Raw genomic sequence first — 18,318 nt, 5'->3', positions numbered from 1 at the left:
CCCTTTCAAAATGTGGAGTGAGCATAAATGATTGATTAACGTCTAAGTGAGAATAGCTTTTATCTGTAAAGCCAAGCTTTATTTTTCCTGAGTTTAAGGCTTACCTGTGTTTACTTCGTGGTGGTTGATCTGATGTGAGTTTAGGAGTGTTGATTGGAGTTAAGCCTAACCATTGCTCATTAGCCATGGTAGTTATGCATCTGGATGAAAGAAATATGGTGCTAATCTAATGATGGATCAGGCGGCTAAGAAACTGTTGTGCTCTTTCTTCTCGGGGGTTGTCAAAAAAATCTACTGCGGATGCCTCTTCTACGATACGGCCCTCGTCCATGAAAATGACCCGGTCTGCCACCTCGCGGGCAAAGCCCATCTCGTGGGTAACGACCACCATGGTCATGCCATTGTGGGCAAGGGAGCGCATCACATCCAGAACCTCTCCGATCATCTCGGGATCAAGGGCGGACGTCGGTTCGTCAAAAAGCATAATCTTCGGCTCCATGGCGAGTCCTCTCGCAATGGCTACACGCTGCTGTTGTCCACCGGACAACTGGGAAGGGTAACTGTCTGCTTTATCGGCAATGCCGACCCGCTCCAGGTATTTCATAGCGGTCGCTACGGCTTGGGCTTTAGGTTGTTTACGCACCTTGACGGGTGCAAGAGTGATGTTGTCGATGACTTTTTTGTGGGGATACAGATTGAAATGTTGAAAAACCATGCCGATGTCGCGGCGGAAGAGGTTGATGTCCACCTTTTTCTGATGCAGAGGAACGCCGCTGACAACGAGCTCACCTTCACTGATGGTCTCCAGGCGGTTAATACAGCGGAGCAGCGTACTTTTGCCAGAGCCCGAAGGTCCGACAATAACGACCACTTCTCCTTCTTCGATACGAAGATGAATATCCTTGAGGACATGGAAATGACCGAAATGCTTTTGCACACGTTTAAATTCAATCAAGAACACACACCCTTTCTGCAATGGAGAGTATAAATGGAATAAAAAGGTATTATTGCAAAGTGGTTATTTAATCATACATAGACATCCTGCTAATAGCAATTGGTCTGTAATAAAACGTGACATAAGTAATGGGTTTAATAGGGCTGAAGCCCAAATTTACGTTATATATATGTTATATAGTTAATTTTATTGTGACGAATGCTGACAGAAAAATGATTCGATACTCCTAGTTTATTTACAATGACTGGAATTGATGTATGTTGTAAACTGGAATTGGTGTCCTGTTTTTATAAACGGGCTAACAAAATATAAATAACAAATAACATCAAGTTCACTCCGTACATGGCAAAAAAGCTTAACCCGTCACTACAGTACCGTTGATATGATGAAACGAGAGAATCGAGTAGAGAGGATGACTGCGTACCATGAATATTTATCGCTCCCCATTATCTGCAGGGTCAGGCAGCGCAGCTGAACTTCAAGCATACGAAGTGGATCTGCCCGTTATTCCTGACAATGATTTTCATATTACTGAGTATGGTGCCGTTGGAGACGGTTTGACAGATAATACAGAGGCTTTCCGGCTGGTTATTGCCGCATGTGCAGACGCGGGTGGAGGCAGGATCATCATTCCTGCCGGAGTATGGCTCACTGGACCGATCGTGCTTCGCAGCCGAATTGAACTGCATGTACAAGCCGGTGCGCTGGTGACATTCAGTCAGGATTTCAACAAATATTCTCTTATTGCATCAAGCTTCGAGGGTTGGCAGGTTGTGCGTTGTCAGTCTCCGATTGATGCAGACGGGCTCGAAGATATTGCGATTACAGGTGAAGGCATCTGGGATGGCGGCGGTGAAGCCTGGCGTCCGGTGAAACGTTCCAAAATGACAGCGGCTCAGTGGAAGCGACTGCTTGCCTCTGGTGGTGTTGTAGAAGAGTCGAATACGACGGATGAACAGATCTGGTGGCCTTCCCAATCTGCGATGGACGGCAGTGCCATTGCCGAGAAGCTCTACCAGGAAAAAGTACGTGATCTCACTGCGCATGAAGAGATCCGGGATTTCTTGCGGCCGAACATGGTTAGCTTGCGCCGATGCAAACGGGTTCTGCTGGAAGGGCCTACATTCCAGAACTCGCCGGCCTGGAACCTGCATCCCTGGGCATGTGAGCATGTGACAATTCGTAAAGTGAATGTGCGAAACCCTTGGTTCTCCCAGAATGGAGACGGGCTGGATATTGAGTCATGTCGTCATGTTCTGGTTGAGCAGAGTATGTTTGATGTCGGTGACGATGCGATCTGTATGAAGTCAGGTAAAGATGCCGAGGGGCGTGAACTTGGGATGCCATCGGAGTACGTTACGATTCGGGATTGCACGGTGTATCATGGTCACGGCGGCTTTGTAATCGGCAGTGAGATGTCGGGCGGTGTACGGCATGTACGGGTAACGGATTGTACATTTATCGGCACGGATATTGGTTTGCGTTTCAAGAGCGCACGCGGACGTGGTGGTGTTGTAGAAGATATTCAGATTGAGCGCATTTATATGAAGGATATCATTATGGAAGCTATTTCGTTTTCCTTTTTCTATGCCAATATGGAGGGGTCTGCCCGCGGTGGGGATCTTGCAAAAGAGGTCAGCGAAGAAACGCCGGTGTTCCGCGATATTCGCATCTCGGATGTGGTCTGCGCGGGAGCCGATACGGCATTATTTGTTAGCGGTTTACCTGAGATGCCCCTGGACAGCGTGAGTATTGAACGTTTCGGCGTGGAAGCTCGTACAGGCATTCAGTGTGCTCAGGCGAAACATTTACAGATTACAGGCCTTCAGGCACAGATCACCGAAGGTCCGCTCATTCATCTTCACAACTGCAAAGGCGCTACACTGGAGGACATAAAAGGTGTGGGTGCGGATGGGAAGCTGCTGAAAGTCACTGGACTTGAATCTGCGGGGATCGTATGTCGGGAAACGGATGCAGACATAGAAGGGCGACAGATATCGGTAAGTCCAGAAGTCCGAAATGGAGTTATCATTCGTAGATAAACGGTGTGATTTTTTCGTGGTGAGTACTTTGCCAGCCTTTTAAAATAACACAAGAAGTAAGTAACCTAATAGAAGTGTAGTAGGGCAGCTATGTATGCAGTCCAGTTATCGCCTGAACTTTTCCTGAGATAGAGAAGGGCACATAACTGGAGCTGGAGCACGGCTGCCCAATTGGCTTTGTATAGGTAGAATAGGCCAGGACAACATGTTACATTCATCGATGCTCTTTGCGATAACGCAGCGGCGTTGTGCCTGTGATCTGTTTAAAGGTTTTGTTAAAATGAGCGGTATGTTCAAATCCGACCTTTTCTGCGATAAATTGAACTCGCTCTTGTGTCGAAAGTAATCTTCGCTGTGCCTCTCGAACTCGAACGATACGCAAGTATTCGCTGAAGCGAAATCCGGTAAGCCTGCTGAACATTCGGCTGAGATAAGACGGGCTGATATAAAAGCGGGCTGCTGCACCTTCCAAAGTGAGCGGTTCAGTATAGTGTTTATTGACATAGGTTACGATCTCACTGATCTTGTCCTGCATCGGGTGCAGCGAGCCTGGATTGGATTCCCGGATAACCTCCTGTGCCCGGTGAACATGAATCAGAAGCTGAGCCAGAAGACTACGTACAGCGATCTCATAGTGAGGGCGTCGTTCTTTGCATTCCTGGAGCATCTGCCACAGGATGCGCTCAATCTCAGGTTGGTCCGACTCGGGAAGGCGAAGAAGGCTGGAGCATTTGAATGGCAACAGGCCACAGATGCCTAGCTCCATACCAGTGGCAAAAGCAGGCGAAAAACCAATGAGAATGCGTTCGAAGCCGGGTTTGTTGCCTTTGGAAGTGGTGTGTACATCATGCGGGTTGATGAGAACCAGGTCACCTTTTCGAGCAGGCAAAATCTGTCCATTCATGGAGTATACCCGTTCACCTTCGAGCAGGTAATATAATTCGTAAAAGGGGTGAGCATGAGGCTGCGGCATCGCACTTCCGTCATGTCTTCGCATATATTCTATGGTAAAGGCATAATCACCAATTCGATACTTGGGTCCGATTCGATCCTCAATGAGACTCATTAGGCAACTCCTCTCAACTTCAGCTTGGCGTTGATACTCATATCATAACGGAAAGTAGATATTTTTGTAAACGCTATCATTTAGAGTGAGATTGTTTTTTGGCTAGATAGATATCAACTGTTAGGGATAGAGAGATACTGTGGAAAAGGTGGACAAAATGAAAGGTTATCCGTTGTAAAGGTGACAAAACGGACATGTTGTTTTAGAGTAAGGAGGGCGAGGTCATGCTCCAGTTTGGGAGTATCCCCGAAAATGAATTGGAAGGAAGGAAACAAGTTATGACAACACATGAATTATCACCTCTCGTAGCTGCGCTGGATATGCAGCCTCACGTTGAGGGTGGTTGGTATAAGGAAGTTTGGAAAGCATCTTATCAAATCCCGCAATCCGTATTGCCAGATGCTTACTCTGGTCCACGCTTCTCGGCAAGTTCAACGTATTTCTTGCTTCATGCTCATGAAATTTCCGAGTGGCACACGGTGCTTTCGGATGAGCTGTGGTTATGGCACAGCGGCAGTCCAATTGAATTGAAATTGGGTGGCAACGGAGAAAACCCGGAGAATGAGGAAGTGCTGATTCTCGGCATGGATATCGAGGCAGGACAATCTCCGCAGGTACTTGTGCCCGCAGGTGTATGGCAGACGGCACGGCCACTGGGCGATGAGCCGGTTCTGGTCACTTGCGTCGTAGCGCCAGGTTTTCACTTCGATGACTTCAAGCTGGTGTCCAAAGGATAAGAATGTTAATCAGGATTGCATAACAAAAGGGACGAGGCAGGGGAATAATCCTGCTTCGTCCTTTTTTGTTAATTATGTTGGTAGGATGTCCCAGACACTGTTTGAAGTTGCCGGATCTGATCTGGACGGGATAACGCTCTTAAAAGTTAAAATTGTCCGGATCGGAACCGAAACGCTTATTCTCGTTCAGACCGTTAATCTGTTCAATCTCCTCAGCTGTTAACTCGAAATCATATAGCTCGGTATTGGCATGAATGCGCTCAGGTGTTACGGATTTCGGGATGGTCACGATGCCGTTTTGCAGATCCCAGCGTAATATGACTTGTGCCGGTGACTTGCCGTATTTGGCAGCGATGTCCTGGAGCAAAGGATGCTCCATCAGATTACCCTGTCCAAGTGGAGACCAGGCTTCAATCTGAATCTCATGTGTACTGCAATAGTCGCGCAGTTCCTTCTGAGTCAGGAGCGGGTGCAGCTCAACCTGATTGACCGCAGGTTTGACGGTGGCATCCATCAAGAGATCTTCCAGGTGATGAGTCTGGAAGTTGCTCACGCCGATGGCCCGAACACGCCCTTCCTTATAGAGCTTTTCCAGCGCTCTCCATGTATCTTTATATTTGCCTTTAACAGGCCAGTGGATCAGATAGAGATCGAGATATTCAAGCTCCAGACGTTTCATGCTCTCTTCGAAGGCAGCAAGTGTGCTCTCGTAGCCCTGGTCACTGTTCCATACTTTTGTTGTGATAAACAAATCTTCACGAGCAATGCCAGATTCACGAATGCCTAGAGCGACACCGGATTCGTTATTATATACTTTGGCGGTATCGATGCTACGGTATCCAGCTTCTATCGCTGTTTTGACGGCACTTACAACCTCATCTCCGTCTTTCACTTTAAATACGCCAAAGCCAAGCCATGGCATCTTAACTCCATTATTTAGTGTGGTTGTGTCCTGAACGTGTTTCATGATCGGTCATTCCTCCTCTGATTCATCTGTGAATTTCCTATATATAGAGTACTACGATATAAGCAATTGGTCTAATTTTCGAAATAGGATTTGTTAAAAAGAGATAGTTAAATTTTAATAATTATTACTTTGAGACATATATAGTTATGTTGGACTAGTTATTTAAATAAAAGTAACTATTTACAACAAAATGGTTTATGGTTCCAAAAAACTATGATATAGTAAACTTGGTATATATAACCTATATTGTAATCTCCATATTCACAATCGCGCATTCATAATAGGGGGATTACCCCAAAATGGCTTGGGGAAGGGATGATGGTTAAAGTTGAATTGCCTCAGATCTCGTTTGTCGTAAAAAACATTTCATGATGCATGTTGATGAGTATGTCACGATTTAATATTTCTGTGTTCATATAACAATGGAGGTAAGTGATATGAGTGGTTTTGCTGAGCATAAGAATGAGCCTATTGCAATTATTGGTGTGGGGTGTCGTTATCCGGGTGGTGTGCATTCTACTGAGTCATATTGGAAGTTGCTTGTAGATGGAGTTGACACTATTTCTGAAGTGCCAGAGGATCGTTGGAACAAGAATACATACTACAATCCTAAGAAGGAAAATATGGGTAAGACACAATCTAAGTGGGGTGGATTTTTAGATAGAGTGGATCATTTCGATGCTGCTTTTTTTGGTATTTCTCCAAGAGAAGCGGCTTTGATGGATCCGCAACAAAGGTTGCTGCTGGAAATTTGTTGGGAAGCAATGGAGGATGGGCTTCAGGTTCAGGAGAAAATGGCAGGTACCGATGTAGGCGTGTTTATTGGTGCTTTTACATTGGACTACAAACTACTACAGTTTTCAGAATCAAACAGACACCTTGTTGATGCACATTCGGCTACCGGAGCAATGATGACTTTGTTAGCCAATAGAATCTCATATGTCTATGATTTTCGTGGGCCTAGTTTAACAGTAGATACTGCTTGCTCTTCTTCACTTGTTGCTGTACATCTGGCCTGTCAAAGTCTTTGGAATGGCGAAAGCTCCATGGCGTTTGCAGGGGGAGTAAATGTAATTGTAAAACCTGAATATTATATTGCGGAATCAAAAGCAGGGATGTTGTCACCAGATGGTCGCTCCAGAGCGTTTGATTCAAGAGCTAACGGTTACGTTCGTGGGGAGGGGGCAGGAGTAATTCTACTTAAACCCTTATCAAAAGCTTTGAAAGATGGAGATCCTATACATGCTGTAATTCGAGGAACTGGTAGCAATCAAGATGGAAATACACCGGGAATTACTGTGCCAAGGGGTGATTCGCAGAAGCAGTTGATTCAGGAAGTTTATAGCAGAAGCGGAGTTAATCCTCAGAACGTAAAATATGTAGAAGCTCATGGGACGGGTACTCCAGTGGGAGATCCAATTGAAGCTAATGCACTTGGCAGTATTTTTGGAAATCAGGCTGAAGGCCAACAATGTTATATAGGATCAGTCAAAACAAATATCGGACATACAGAAGCTGCTGCGGGTATAGCAGGGTTGATCAAAGCAATGCTATGTCTTAAAAATAAACAGATTCCTGCACATCTGCATTTTGAGAATCCGAATAAGGATATTGACTTAGAGGCATTAGGGATAAAGATACCGACAAAACTGACCGAATGGCCGACTAGGGAACATGAACCAGCTATGGCGAGTGTCAATTCCTTTGGCTTCGGGGGAACGAATGCTCATGTGATTTTGCAAGAGTACAATGATAAGCCACAAGATGCGAAGAATTCAATAATTAAAGATAAGGGAGATTCAACACCTGAAAATGTGATCTGTCCCATTGTAATTTCGGCACGTAGCCAGGATGCACTTAGAGATTTAGTACTTGCTTTTAAAGAAAAATTCGCCGGATCTACATATAGTCTTCAAGATATAGGATACAGTTTAGCTCGCAAAAGGAATCATCATGATCATAGATTGTCTATCTCTGCTGTATCCATTAATGACTTAAACGAGAAAATTGATCAATTTCTAAATGGAGATATTGGTGATGGAATCAGTTCTGCAATTTCTTATGGGAAGCATAAGCAACCGTTAGCTTTCGTATTTACAGGTATGGGTCCTCAATGGTGGGCTATGGGAAGAGAATTATTAAACGAAGATGTGGTATTTCAGAATTTTGCTAAAAAATGTGATGAATTATTTATGAAATTATCAGGTTGGTCTTTAATTGATGCTATGAATGCGGATGAAATGCATTCCCGTATGGAAGATACGGAAGTCTCTCAACCCGCCAACTTTCTCTTACAGGTTGGCCTTGTGGAGCGATGGAAGGCATGGGGCATTGAACCTGATGCGATCGTAGGACATAGTGCTGGTGAAGTAGCTGCTGCATATTGTGCAGGTGTACTGAGTTTAGAGGATGCCATCAAGGTTGTCTATTACCGAAGCCATCTTCAGCAGAGAACAACAGGATGTGGACGTATGGCAGCGGTTGGTTTATCCCACGAGGAAGCAAAGATTGCGATCCATGATATGGACCAGATATCCATAGCGGCCATTAATAGTCCAAACTCGGTCACACTAGCAGGAACACCAGAATCGTTGGAAAAAGTTATTCAGTCATTGGATAACAAAAAGATTTTTTATAAATATTTACATGTTAACGTGCCATATCACAGTCATTACATGGATCCATTGGAAGATGATTTGATTCGTGGGTTAAAAGATATCCATGTTATGGAGGGGCATACACCGCTATACTCCACTGTTACTGGGAAAATAATGAGTGAAGGAGATTTTTCAACCCAATATTGGTGGAAAAACGTAAGAGACTCTGTTCTTTTTGCAGAGGCTGCAGGAAATATGATCAAGTCTGGTATTTTGAATTTTATAGAAATTGGCCCTCATCCTGTGTTAGCAAGTTCTTTAAAAGAATGTTTGAGTCTGCATAACTCTAAGGGTGAGACATTCACATCCTTGCGCAGAAAGGCAAATGATAGAAAGACATTAATTGATTCATTGGGAGCAATATATAGTAAAGGTTATAACATAAACTGGCCTGCGATATATTCGGAATCAACAGAAATGATAGCTATGCCTATTTATCCTTGGCAAAGAGAACGTTACTGGCAGGAATCAAAAATCTCGGAAGAAGAACGGGTTATTAGCCCCTCGCATACTTTACTAGGAAGAAGATTGAATACACCTGATCCTACTTGGGAGAACGAATTGGACTTGTGGTGCTCTCCATTTCTGGAAGATCATCAGATTCAGGGTACGATTGTCTATCCGGGAGCAGCTTATGTCGAAATGATGCTAGCTGCTGCTAAGGAATTATTTGGGGATACAAGGTATATCTATGGTGAAGATGTCAAGTTTAGAAAAGCACTCTTCTTGTCTCCATCCGAAATAATTAAACTCAGATTGATTTATGTTGAGCAAACTTCAGAAGTTGAAATTTATAGCCAAAAACTAGGGGCATCCGAAGGGTGGACTTTGCATGCCACAGGTTCAATTCGAACAGACGCTGGAACAAATAAACCTGGTTACGAGCTTGCAAGTTTGAAAGAGCAGTGTGAGTTAGAGATATTCAAAGAAAAATGCTACTTACAGTTTAGAAAGTTTGGACTAGAGTACGGGGAAGGCTTCCAAGGGATCGAAAGGTTGTGGCAAGGAGAACATTGTGCACTTGCTCAGATTTTGGTGCCTGACTGTATACAGTCTGAATTGGACAAATTCCAGATTCATCCGGCTGTATTGGATCAATGTTTTCAGGTTCTTGCTGCTGCACTCCCTTTTCAGCAAGAAGACGAAAATTCTTCAGTGTACATGCCTGTTGGGGTTTCTAAAGGTGCGCTTCATGCACCGTTAAAATCCAATATGTGGATATATGCATCTATCACAGAAAAAAGTGAAACTCTACTTAAAGGTGATATCTTCCTCATGGATTCTGATGGTAAGACTATTATGGAAATTTTAGGGTGTGAAGCTATGTCATTGAAGGATGATACTGCTTCAAACTCTGTCAAAGTACCTCAAAGTATCTATGAAACCCAGTGGATTTTGGAGCCTAGGCATAATCCAATTGATTATGCACCTGTGAATCATAAAGAGCAAGGTGCATGGATCGTGTTTTCTGATATGCAATCTATTAGTTCTATGCTCATTGAAAAATTAGAGGGGAAAGGCGAATATTGTTATCGTGTAAGTCACGGTTCAACCTATGGGAGAAACGGTGAGAACTTCATCTTAAATTCTTCCAGGTCTGAAGATTTTGTTAGTTTACTTCAAAGTGTAACCTCTGAAGGCAAACGGTTAAAAGGGATAATATATAACTGGGCCTTAGATATTTCTGAGGGCAGTATGATAAATTCGGAATCTTTAAATGAAGCAGAACAATTGGGCAGCATCGGTATCCTCTATTTAATGCAGGCCATAACACATAATCGACTTCAAGATAAAATTCGTGTATGGGTGGTGACCAAAGGAGCACAACAGGTCGTGGATGCTGCTCCTCTAAGTCAGATTTCTCAATCTCCGATTTGGGGATTGGCTAAAGCGATCGGTCATCAGGAGTATATGGATCAATGGGGAGGAATTATTGATTTGGATGATAATTCTTCAGCTGAGGACAATTCATCCAATTTATTTGAGGAAGTATGGCATACGGATGGAGAAGATCACCTAGCTTATAGAATGGGACAGCGGTATATCCTCCGATTGGAAGAAGATATTACATTGAATAGTTCCATTCCTGCCAAATTCCGTGGCGATGTGAGTTACCTTATTACTGGTGGTTTCGGTGGATTGGGACTGCTGACTTCCAAATGGATGATTGAGCATGGGGCACGACGCTTGATCCTGATGGGGAGAGCGGAATTTCCAGAACGTAAGAGTTGGAGGGATATAGACCCTGACTCTGTACAGGGAAAGAGAATTGCTGCTGTAAAAGAATTGGAGAAACTGGGTGCGACGATTCATTTTGCCAAGGCTGATGTATGCAATAAGGAAGAAATTGAACGTGCTGTTCATGAATATAATGAAGCTGGCTGGCCGGAAATACGTGGTGTCATTCATGCTGCTGGAGTTGCAAGACCTCAATTACTGTATCAGATGAAGCAACACGACTTCATTAATGTCTTGCGCCCTAAGGTGCTAGGGGGCTGGAATTTGCATGAACAATTTAAAGATGATCCTCTCGATTTCTTTATTTTATTCTCTTCGGTCGCATCTATAGTGGTTATGAGCGGGCAAGCAAACTATAGTGCAGGCAATTCATTCCTGGATGCACTTGCGCATTATCGCAGAGCACGAGGGATGCATGGATTAAGTATCAACTGGGGGCCTTGGCTTGAATCAGGTATGGCAACACAGTTGGATTTACTTAACTTTTTTGACACGCGTGGATTGTTTGCAATGACCAATAGCCAAGGTCTCGAAGCCCTCAACCATATTCTATGTCAGACTCGAGCGCAGTTCACTGTGTTAGGAGCTGATTGGCCAAGAGTTGCGGATAAAAACTATCCTTTAGGTAATGTACCGCCATTGATTGCATCTCTTGTATCGAAACATAGAGCTCTGCAAGCTCAATCTGATTCTGAAGGTCAGCATACAGTAAATTTTGTCGAGGAGTTAATGTCCGTTACTGAGCCCGAAGAAAGGTTGGAAATGCTTGTATCTTATCTTTTGGATGTTTCAAGTACTGTACTTCGAATGAATAGATCCAGTATTGAGGCGTCTTCTCCGCTCAATTCTTTTGGGCTAGATTCAATGATGGCTATGGAGCTCAAAGGAGCTATCGAATCTGGGTTACAGGTTAGTGTCGCAGTAGTTGATCTTTTAAGAGGAGTAACCACTGAAGATTTGGCTATTAGTATCATGGAAATGCTGATTGAAAAACAAGCTGGTCAGTCTGACCAAACGGTAGAAGAACTATTATCTGAGATGGAAGAGTTGCCAGAAGATATGTTACATGAAATGCTTAGCCAAATTGCAGCCGGGAGTGAACAAGTTGGGAAATCTCAATGATCGCATTTCAGCCCTGTCTGAAGAACAAAAGGCTTTATTGAAGCTGAAGCTTCAGTCAAAATTACATCAGGAAGCTGAAGTGCAAGAGCTTAAATTGGATGTTGATCATGAAACATTGTCCTTTTCGCAAAAGCGCCTCTGGTTTCAGAGTCAATTGGATGTGGAGAGTGCAGCATATAATATTCCTTCTGCATTTTTGTTATTGGGGGATTTGAATCCACATATATTAGAGCGTTGCTTTTACGAATTAGTAGAGAGGCATGAAATATTACGTACAAATATCGTTGTTAATACAGAAGGTGAGCCTAGACGTAATCAGCTGTCTAATGTAGAGGTAACGATTCCGGTTGTAGATCTAACGGACATGTCAAGAGATGACCAACGGAAAGAAAGAACTCGAATTGTACAGGAGGAGATCGGGAAACCGATCTCTCCAACTTCTTCATCCGTTCTGTGGCGGTTGTTATTGATACGTCTGAATCAGGATGAGCATTATCTTGTCATTACGATGCATCATCTGATCTTTGATGGATGGTCAGTTACATTGATGCTTCAGGAGTTAAGTGCGCTTTATACTGCGTTTAATAAACAATTGTCCTCACCTCTGGAACCATTGACAGTTCAATATTCAGATTATGTTACTTGGCAGAAACATCATAAATCGGAACAGGTCTTGCAGAAACAATTAAAATATTGGTCAGATTACTTGGAAGGGGCGGCATCCGTTCTTGAATTGCCTACTACATATGTACGTCCTTCTCTACAAACCTTCAATGGAGCTTCATACGTTCTGGAATTGTCAAAGGAATTAAATGAGAAGCTTAAAAATTTGTGTGTTTCTGAGGAAGCAACACCATTCATGGTCACCCTTGCAATATTCAAAACCTTATTATATCGATATACGGAGCAGTCAGATATCACATTAGGTGTTCCTGTTTCTGGCCGAAATGAACGTCAGTTTCAGCAACTGATCGGAGTTTTTGTTAACACACTCCCGATTCGAACTGTTTTTTCGGAAGAAATGAGTTTTAGAACGCTACTTAGAACAATCAAGATGAACTCTTTAGAAGCATTTTCTAATCAGGATATACCTTTTGAGGATATTGTTCAGGCGGTGCAGCCTAATCGAAGTGCAAGTATGAATTCATTGTGTCAGGTGCTTTTTACATATCAAAAGGCAGTGCCCAATTTTCAGCTAGATCATGTTCTAATGAACTATCAGCCTATTGATGGAGGTACTTCAAAGTTTGACTTATCACTAGACATTTTGGATGGTGGGAATCAATATCCACCTAAATGTATCTTTGAATACAATACTGATCTGTTTGATTTCTCGTTTATGAAACGTATGGCTAGTCATTTTGAGATTTTGTTGGAGAGAATCTCAGCCGATCCTGATGCTCTTCTGGGGCAATTTACATATCTAACTCCTGAGGAGATAAATAAACTTAAGTTTTGGCAAGGTACTACGATTAATTATTCGGAGAATGATAATTTTTGTACATTGTTTGAGAAAAACGCTATGTATAAAGGGGATTCCATTGCTTTAAGTTTTAATGGTGAACAAGTTACTTATCGTGAATTACATGAACGTTCCAGCAAACTGTCCACATATCTAATCGATAAACCAGTGGAGGCTGGAAGTGTAATCGGTATATGTCTACCTAAGTCCATAGAATTCATTGTTGCTGTCATGGGGATTCTTAAAGCGGGAGCGGCTTTTCTACCCATGGATCCTTCGTATCCTACCAGTCGTTTAGAACACATGGTGGTGGATTCAAAGATGGAACTCGTGGTCACGAGAAATGATGTTAGTTGCCTAGATTTCGGCTCTTGCGATGTAGAGAAAGTCTTGATTGAAGAAGCGGTTTTACAAATATCAACTAACAGTTGTACTCGTATGGTTTCAGGCGATGATCTTGCTTATGTGATATACACATCTGGTTCTACTGGGCTGCCTAAAGGCACGATGGTGACTCATCGTAATCTAATTCATGCTTATCGGGGTTGGGAACACGAATATCGTTTATCTACTGAAACGACTTCTCATTTACAAATGGCCAGTTTATCCTTTGATGTATTTGTAGGTGATGTGGTCAGAGCCCTTGGGTCGGGTTCAAAATTAGTTTTATGCCCTTCTGATTTGTTGTTGGAACCCTCTAGATTGTATAAATTGCTCTATCAAGAAAAAGTAGATTGTGCAGAGTTTGTACCCGCAGTGATCAGAGGGCTTATGCAATACCTTGATGAGAGTAATCAAGATCTTGACTTTATGAAGTTAATCATTGTTGGTTCGGATACATGGACCATGGAGGAGTATTCTAAATTAAGGAGTTTCTGTGCGAATGATGCTCGATTGATTAGTTCCTATGGGCTAACAGAAGCTACAATAGACAGCTCTTATTATGAGTATCAGAACGATTCTGCTCATTTTAATGAGACTGTTCCGATAGGGAAGCCATTTCCCAATACACAATTACTTATTCTAGACAGACATAGACAAGAGGTCCCGATTGGTATTACTGGTGAATTATACATTGCTGGTGATGGGGTAGCAAAAGGCTATATCCATAAGTCTAACTTAAGCAAAGAACGTTTCTTGACAATTTCCACAGGAATCAGACAAACATTGTCTGTTTACAAAACTGGTGATTTAGCCAGATATCTAGCTGATGGGAATATTGAATTAGTAGGACGTTCTGATTTCCAGGTGAAAATACGTGGGTATAGAATCGAGATTAGCGAGATCGAAAAAAATATTCTACATGTACCAGGTGTCAGCCAATGTGTGGTCGTTGTCAAAGAGGATAAACATGAATTAAAATATCTGGTTGGATATATAATTTGTGGAAAAGAAGCGGTCGCCACGAGTAAAGATGTACGAGACTATTTGAAAAAACAATTGCCTGATTACATGGTACCCTCTTCTGTTGTTGTGTTAGAAGAATTCCCATTAACAAGTAATGGGAAGGTAAATAGATTACTTCTTCCAACGCCAACTGTTTTTGATATGAGTGTAGATACAATGTATGTGCAACCTCGAACAGAACTAGAAGAAATCATAAGTGGAATCTGGAAGGATGTTTTTGGGGTTTCGCGAGTTGGCATTCAAGATGACTTCTTCGAGCTTGGCGGATATTCCTTGTTGGCTATGAAGATTGTTGCCCAGATCCGTAAGGCTACTCAGGTTGAACTACCCTTGCAAGCTTTATTTCAAGCCCCTACTGTAGAAGGGCTTGCGGAGACGGTAGCATCACTTCTTAATAGTCATTCGACAAATATAAGTAAGACAAATACAGATTTAATGCTTATGATCCATGCTGATCCTATAAATAAATATAAGCCTTTCCCGCTTACTGACATTCAACATGCCTATTGGATCGGTCGCAACGAAAGTTACGAACTCGGAAATGTTTCCACACATAGCTATGATGAGTATGAAGCGCAATTTCTGGATATAGAGAAATTTGAGAATGCTTGGAATGTGTTAATCAAGCGCCATGACATGTTAAGAACTGTAGTTACATCCGAAGGGATGCAGAAGGTTCTTTCAGAAGTTCCGTTCTACCAAGTGAAAGTTACAGATCTTCGAGGTAAAAAACAAGAAGAAATTAAAAATTCAATTGATACAACGAGACAAGAAATGTCGCATCAAATGTTGAATCCACATCAATGGCCTGTTTTTGATATTCGGATCACTTTGTTGGAAGATCAAAAGTCACAGATTCATTTTAGTACAGATGCCATAATGTGGGATGTATGGAGTTTTGTTATATTAATGAGAGAACTTGTTTTGATATATACAGGGAAAGAATCGGAACTTAGTCCTTTAGAAATTTCATTCCGGGATTATGTGATGGCTCAACAAGAATTTAAGAAGTCAAAGCAATACAAGGAAGCTTTTGAGTACTGGAAAACTCGAGTACCTACAATGCCTCCGTCACCTGAACTACCCTTATCACGAAATCCGACAGAGATTATAAAACCTAAATTTGTTCGCTACCATGAAAAACTGGACATTGAATCATGGACTCGCTTGAAAACCAAAGCAATGAAAATTGGTATCACAACAACAGGGATCTTATTAACTGCTTTTGCAGAGGTCATTCGAAAATGGAGTAAGAATCCTGATTTCTCATTGAATCTAACCTTTTTAAATCGAAATTCATCTCATGCTCAAATTAATCAAATTGTTGGAGAATTTACTTCGGTTCTATTATTTGAGGTGAAAAACAATAGAACATCCACTTTCATTGAGCGTGCTAGACAAATTCAAAACCATTTATGGAATGATCTCGAGAACAATTACATTAGTGGCGTAGATTTAATCAGAGAGTTGAATGCTATTCATGGCGGAGGCAATCAAGCAAAGATGCCTGTAGTGTTTACCAGTGCCCTTGTCGTTCCAATCCCGGACGAGAAAGAGATGCCTTTCCCTATCAAACCTGTAGAAAGCTTGGGAGTAACCCAAACTTCACAAGTTTGGCTGGATTGTGGAGTATGGGATGATCGTAATGGTCTCTATTGCAACTGGGATGTCGTAGAAGAAATGTACCCCCCAGGCTTTATTAAGGAAATGTTTCATGTATTCTGGTCGTTAGTGAAGCGGCTTGCAGAAAATGACGAAGTCTGGAACCAGCGGTGTATTCCATTAGTTCCTATGAAGCAATTAGAAAGAAGGAACGAAACTGATCCCCAACAGCAGTTGCAATGCGCTGAGCTATTACACACATTATTTAATAAGAGTGCACTTATTTATCCTAATCATCCTGCCATTATTAGTTCTCATAACATACTGACCTATGATGAACTTTTTAGAATATCGAATCAGATTGGTAGACAGCTTCGTTCGTATGACATTCTGCCGAATCATCTGGTGGCAATATACATGAATAAGGGCTGGGAGCAAGTCGCAGGCGTTCTGGGGGTTATGCAAGCTGGTGCAGCTTATTTGCCGATTGATCCAGATCTCCCTGAAGAAAGATTGAGAGAATTATTTGAATTCACAGATATAAAATATGTCCTAACTACGAATGAACTATTGGAAAAACTACGGAACTTACCTAGTGTTTTTGCAGTGGCTATTAGTGAAGAATCGCTAAAAAGTTGGTCGGATGAACCTCTAGATTCGGTGCAGGCTTCAAGTGACCTTGCGTATACCATCTTTACATCAGGCACTTCTGGTAAACCAAAAGGTGTAATGATCGATCATGCAGGGGCTGTTAATACGATTATGGATGTTAACAGAAGATTTGCCGTAGATCATAACGATAAGGTGCTTGCTCTATCAGCATTTCACTTTGATCTCTCTGTGTATGATATTTTTGGAAGCTTGGCAGCAGGGGCTACAATCATCATTCCAGATCATCATAGGCTACTGGAGCCAGCACATTGGGAAGATACCATAAAACAAAACGGAGTGACCATCTGGAACTCTGTGCCTTCGCTAATGGCGATGTATGTGGAGCATTTAAGAAACCACAATAAAAGTTCAACGACACTGCGATTAACGTTGCTTAGTGGCGACTGGATTCCTCTATCTTTACCAAGTCAAATTAGATCTGTATCAAAAGTGGAGGATATTGTCAGTTTGGGGGGAGCAACAGAAGCTTCAATATGGTCAATCTTCTACAGAATTAATGAAGTGGAGCCAGATTGGAAAAGCATACCCTATGGGAAAGCGCTATCGGGACAGAAAATTTATGTGTTAAGTGATGCACTTGAACCCTGCCCTGACTGGGTCACAGGACAAATCTATATCGGAGGAGTCGGGTTGGCTAAAGGGTACTTCAAAAATGAGGAAGCAACCAAGTCGAGTTTTCTTTATCACGCCAATGAGCACATCTATCGAACGGGAGATTTAGGAAGATACTTACCGGATGGAAATGTTGAATTTCTGGGTAGAGCAGATATGCAACTGAAAATTCAAGGATATCGAATAAATCCCAATGAGATATGTTATCAACTGCTAAAACATCCTTTAGTAGATGATGCGGTTGTATTATCAGTGGGTGAGCCAAAAGCTTATCAGAAGTTAGTAGCCTACTATCGAGCAACTGAAAATCCCAACAATATTAGTGATGAATTAAGAAGCTTTTTGGCGTTGAAATTGCCGAAATATATGATCCCTGTAGCTTTTGTAAGGGTAGAATCGTATCCACTTAATGCAAATAACAAGATTGATTATGATTCTCTGAGGGACGGAGTAGACTGGAAGTTGCACATAATCAATAACTATCAGGCTCCTTCTACAGCGTTGGAAAAAAGTATTGCCGCAATGATATCCAATATACTCCAGCTCCCTCTTCCTGGGGTAAGAGATACTTTTTATGAGTTAGGAGGGGATTCGCTACAATTAGTCAAGCTTCTTACGAAGTTAAGAGAATACTATAGTATTGATTTGCTTGTGGGAGAACTATTACAGAACCCGACAATAGAGAAGCTTGCTATATGTTTGAACCAGAAATATGGCATTGAAAAATAAAATAGTTAAATTCTCCACAGAAGGGGCTGCTGATTTTTGAATAGAGTTTC

General features: G+C 42.2%; 7 protein-coding genes. 4 read left to right on the top strand and 3 right to left on the bottom strand.

Features of this window, described 5'->3' with window-relative positions:
- Positions 1-226: 226 nt before the first annotated feature.
- Positions 227-976 (bottom strand): amino acid ABC transporter ATP-binding protein, encoded by a 750-nt coding sequence (locus ABIE27_RS25640; RefSeq protein WP_429351850.1) that lies wholly within the window; start codon positions 974-976, stop codon positions 227-229.
- A 404-nt stretch (positions 977-1,380) separates the two neighbouring features.
- Here ABIE27_RS25640 and ABIE27_RS25635 point away from each other — a divergent pair, with 404 nt between their 5' ends.
- Positions 1,381-2,997 carry a glycoside hydrolase family 28 protein gene (locus ABIE27_RS25635; RefSeq protein WP_123065498.1) on the top strand — a complete coding sequence of 539 codons (1,617 nt, stop codon included), beginning with the start codon at positions 1,381-1,383 and terminating at the stop codon, positions 2,995-2,997.
- 214 nt (positions 2,998-3,211) lie between these two features.
- On the opposite strand, the gene ABIE27_RS25630 is transcribed toward ABIE27_RS25635, so the two are convergent.
- A complete protein-coding gene (locus ABIE27_RS25630) occupies positions 3,212-4,063 on the bottom strand; it encodes a helix-turn-helix transcriptional regulator (protein WP_123065499.1) in 852 nt (283 codons plus the stop codon).
- 278 nt (positions 4,064-4,341) lie between these two features.
- Between ABIE27_RS25630 and ABIE27_RS25625 the strand changes: the two genes are divergently transcribed.
- Positions 4,342-4,800: a cupin domain-containing protein gene (locus ABIE27_RS25625; protein WP_123065638.1), complete on the top strand. Its 459-nt coding sequence runs from the start codon at positions 4,342-4,344 to the stop codon at positions 4,798-4,800.
- Positions 4,801-4,939: 139 nt separating this feature from the next.
- Here the strand turns inward: ABIE27_RS25625 and ABIE27_RS25620 are convergent, their stop codons facing one another.
- On the bottom strand, positions 4,940-5,767 hold the full coding sequence (locus ABIE27_RS25620) for an aldo/keto reductase (protein WP_123065500.1): 828 nt from the start codon (positions 5,765-5,767) through the stop codon (positions 4,940-4,942).
- Between the two features lie 437 nt (positions 5,768-6,204).
- Here ABIE27_RS25620 and ABIE27_RS25615 point away from each other — a divergent pair, with 437 nt between their 5' ends.
- Both ABIE27_RS25615 and ABIE27_RS25610 read left to right on the top strand, forming a co-directional pair.
- Complete coding sequence (locus tag ABIE27_RS25615) at positions 6,205-11,784, top strand: type I polyketide synthase (protein ID WP_123065501.1); 5,580 nt, start codon at positions 6,205-6,207, stop codon at positions 11,782-11,784.
- The gene (locus ABIE27_RS25610; protein ID WP_429351849.1) at positions 11,768-18,268 is read left to right on the top strand and encodes an amino acid adenylation domain-containing protein; all 6,501 of its coding nucleotides are present in this window, start codon (positions 11,768-11,770) and stop codon (positions 18,266-18,268) included. Before ABIE27_RS25615 ends, ABIE27_RS25610 begins: the two co-directional genes overlap by 17 nt.
- Positions 18,269-18,318: the final 50 nt, after the last annotated feature.

This window comes from Paenibacillus sp. 4624, from assembly GCF_050435065.1.
Taxonomy (GTDB): Bacteria; Bacillota; Bacilli; order Paenibacillales; family Paenibacillaceae; genus Paenibacillus; species Paenibacillus amylolyticus_D.
This window is presented reverse-complemented; position numbering and strand designations above follow the sequence as displayed.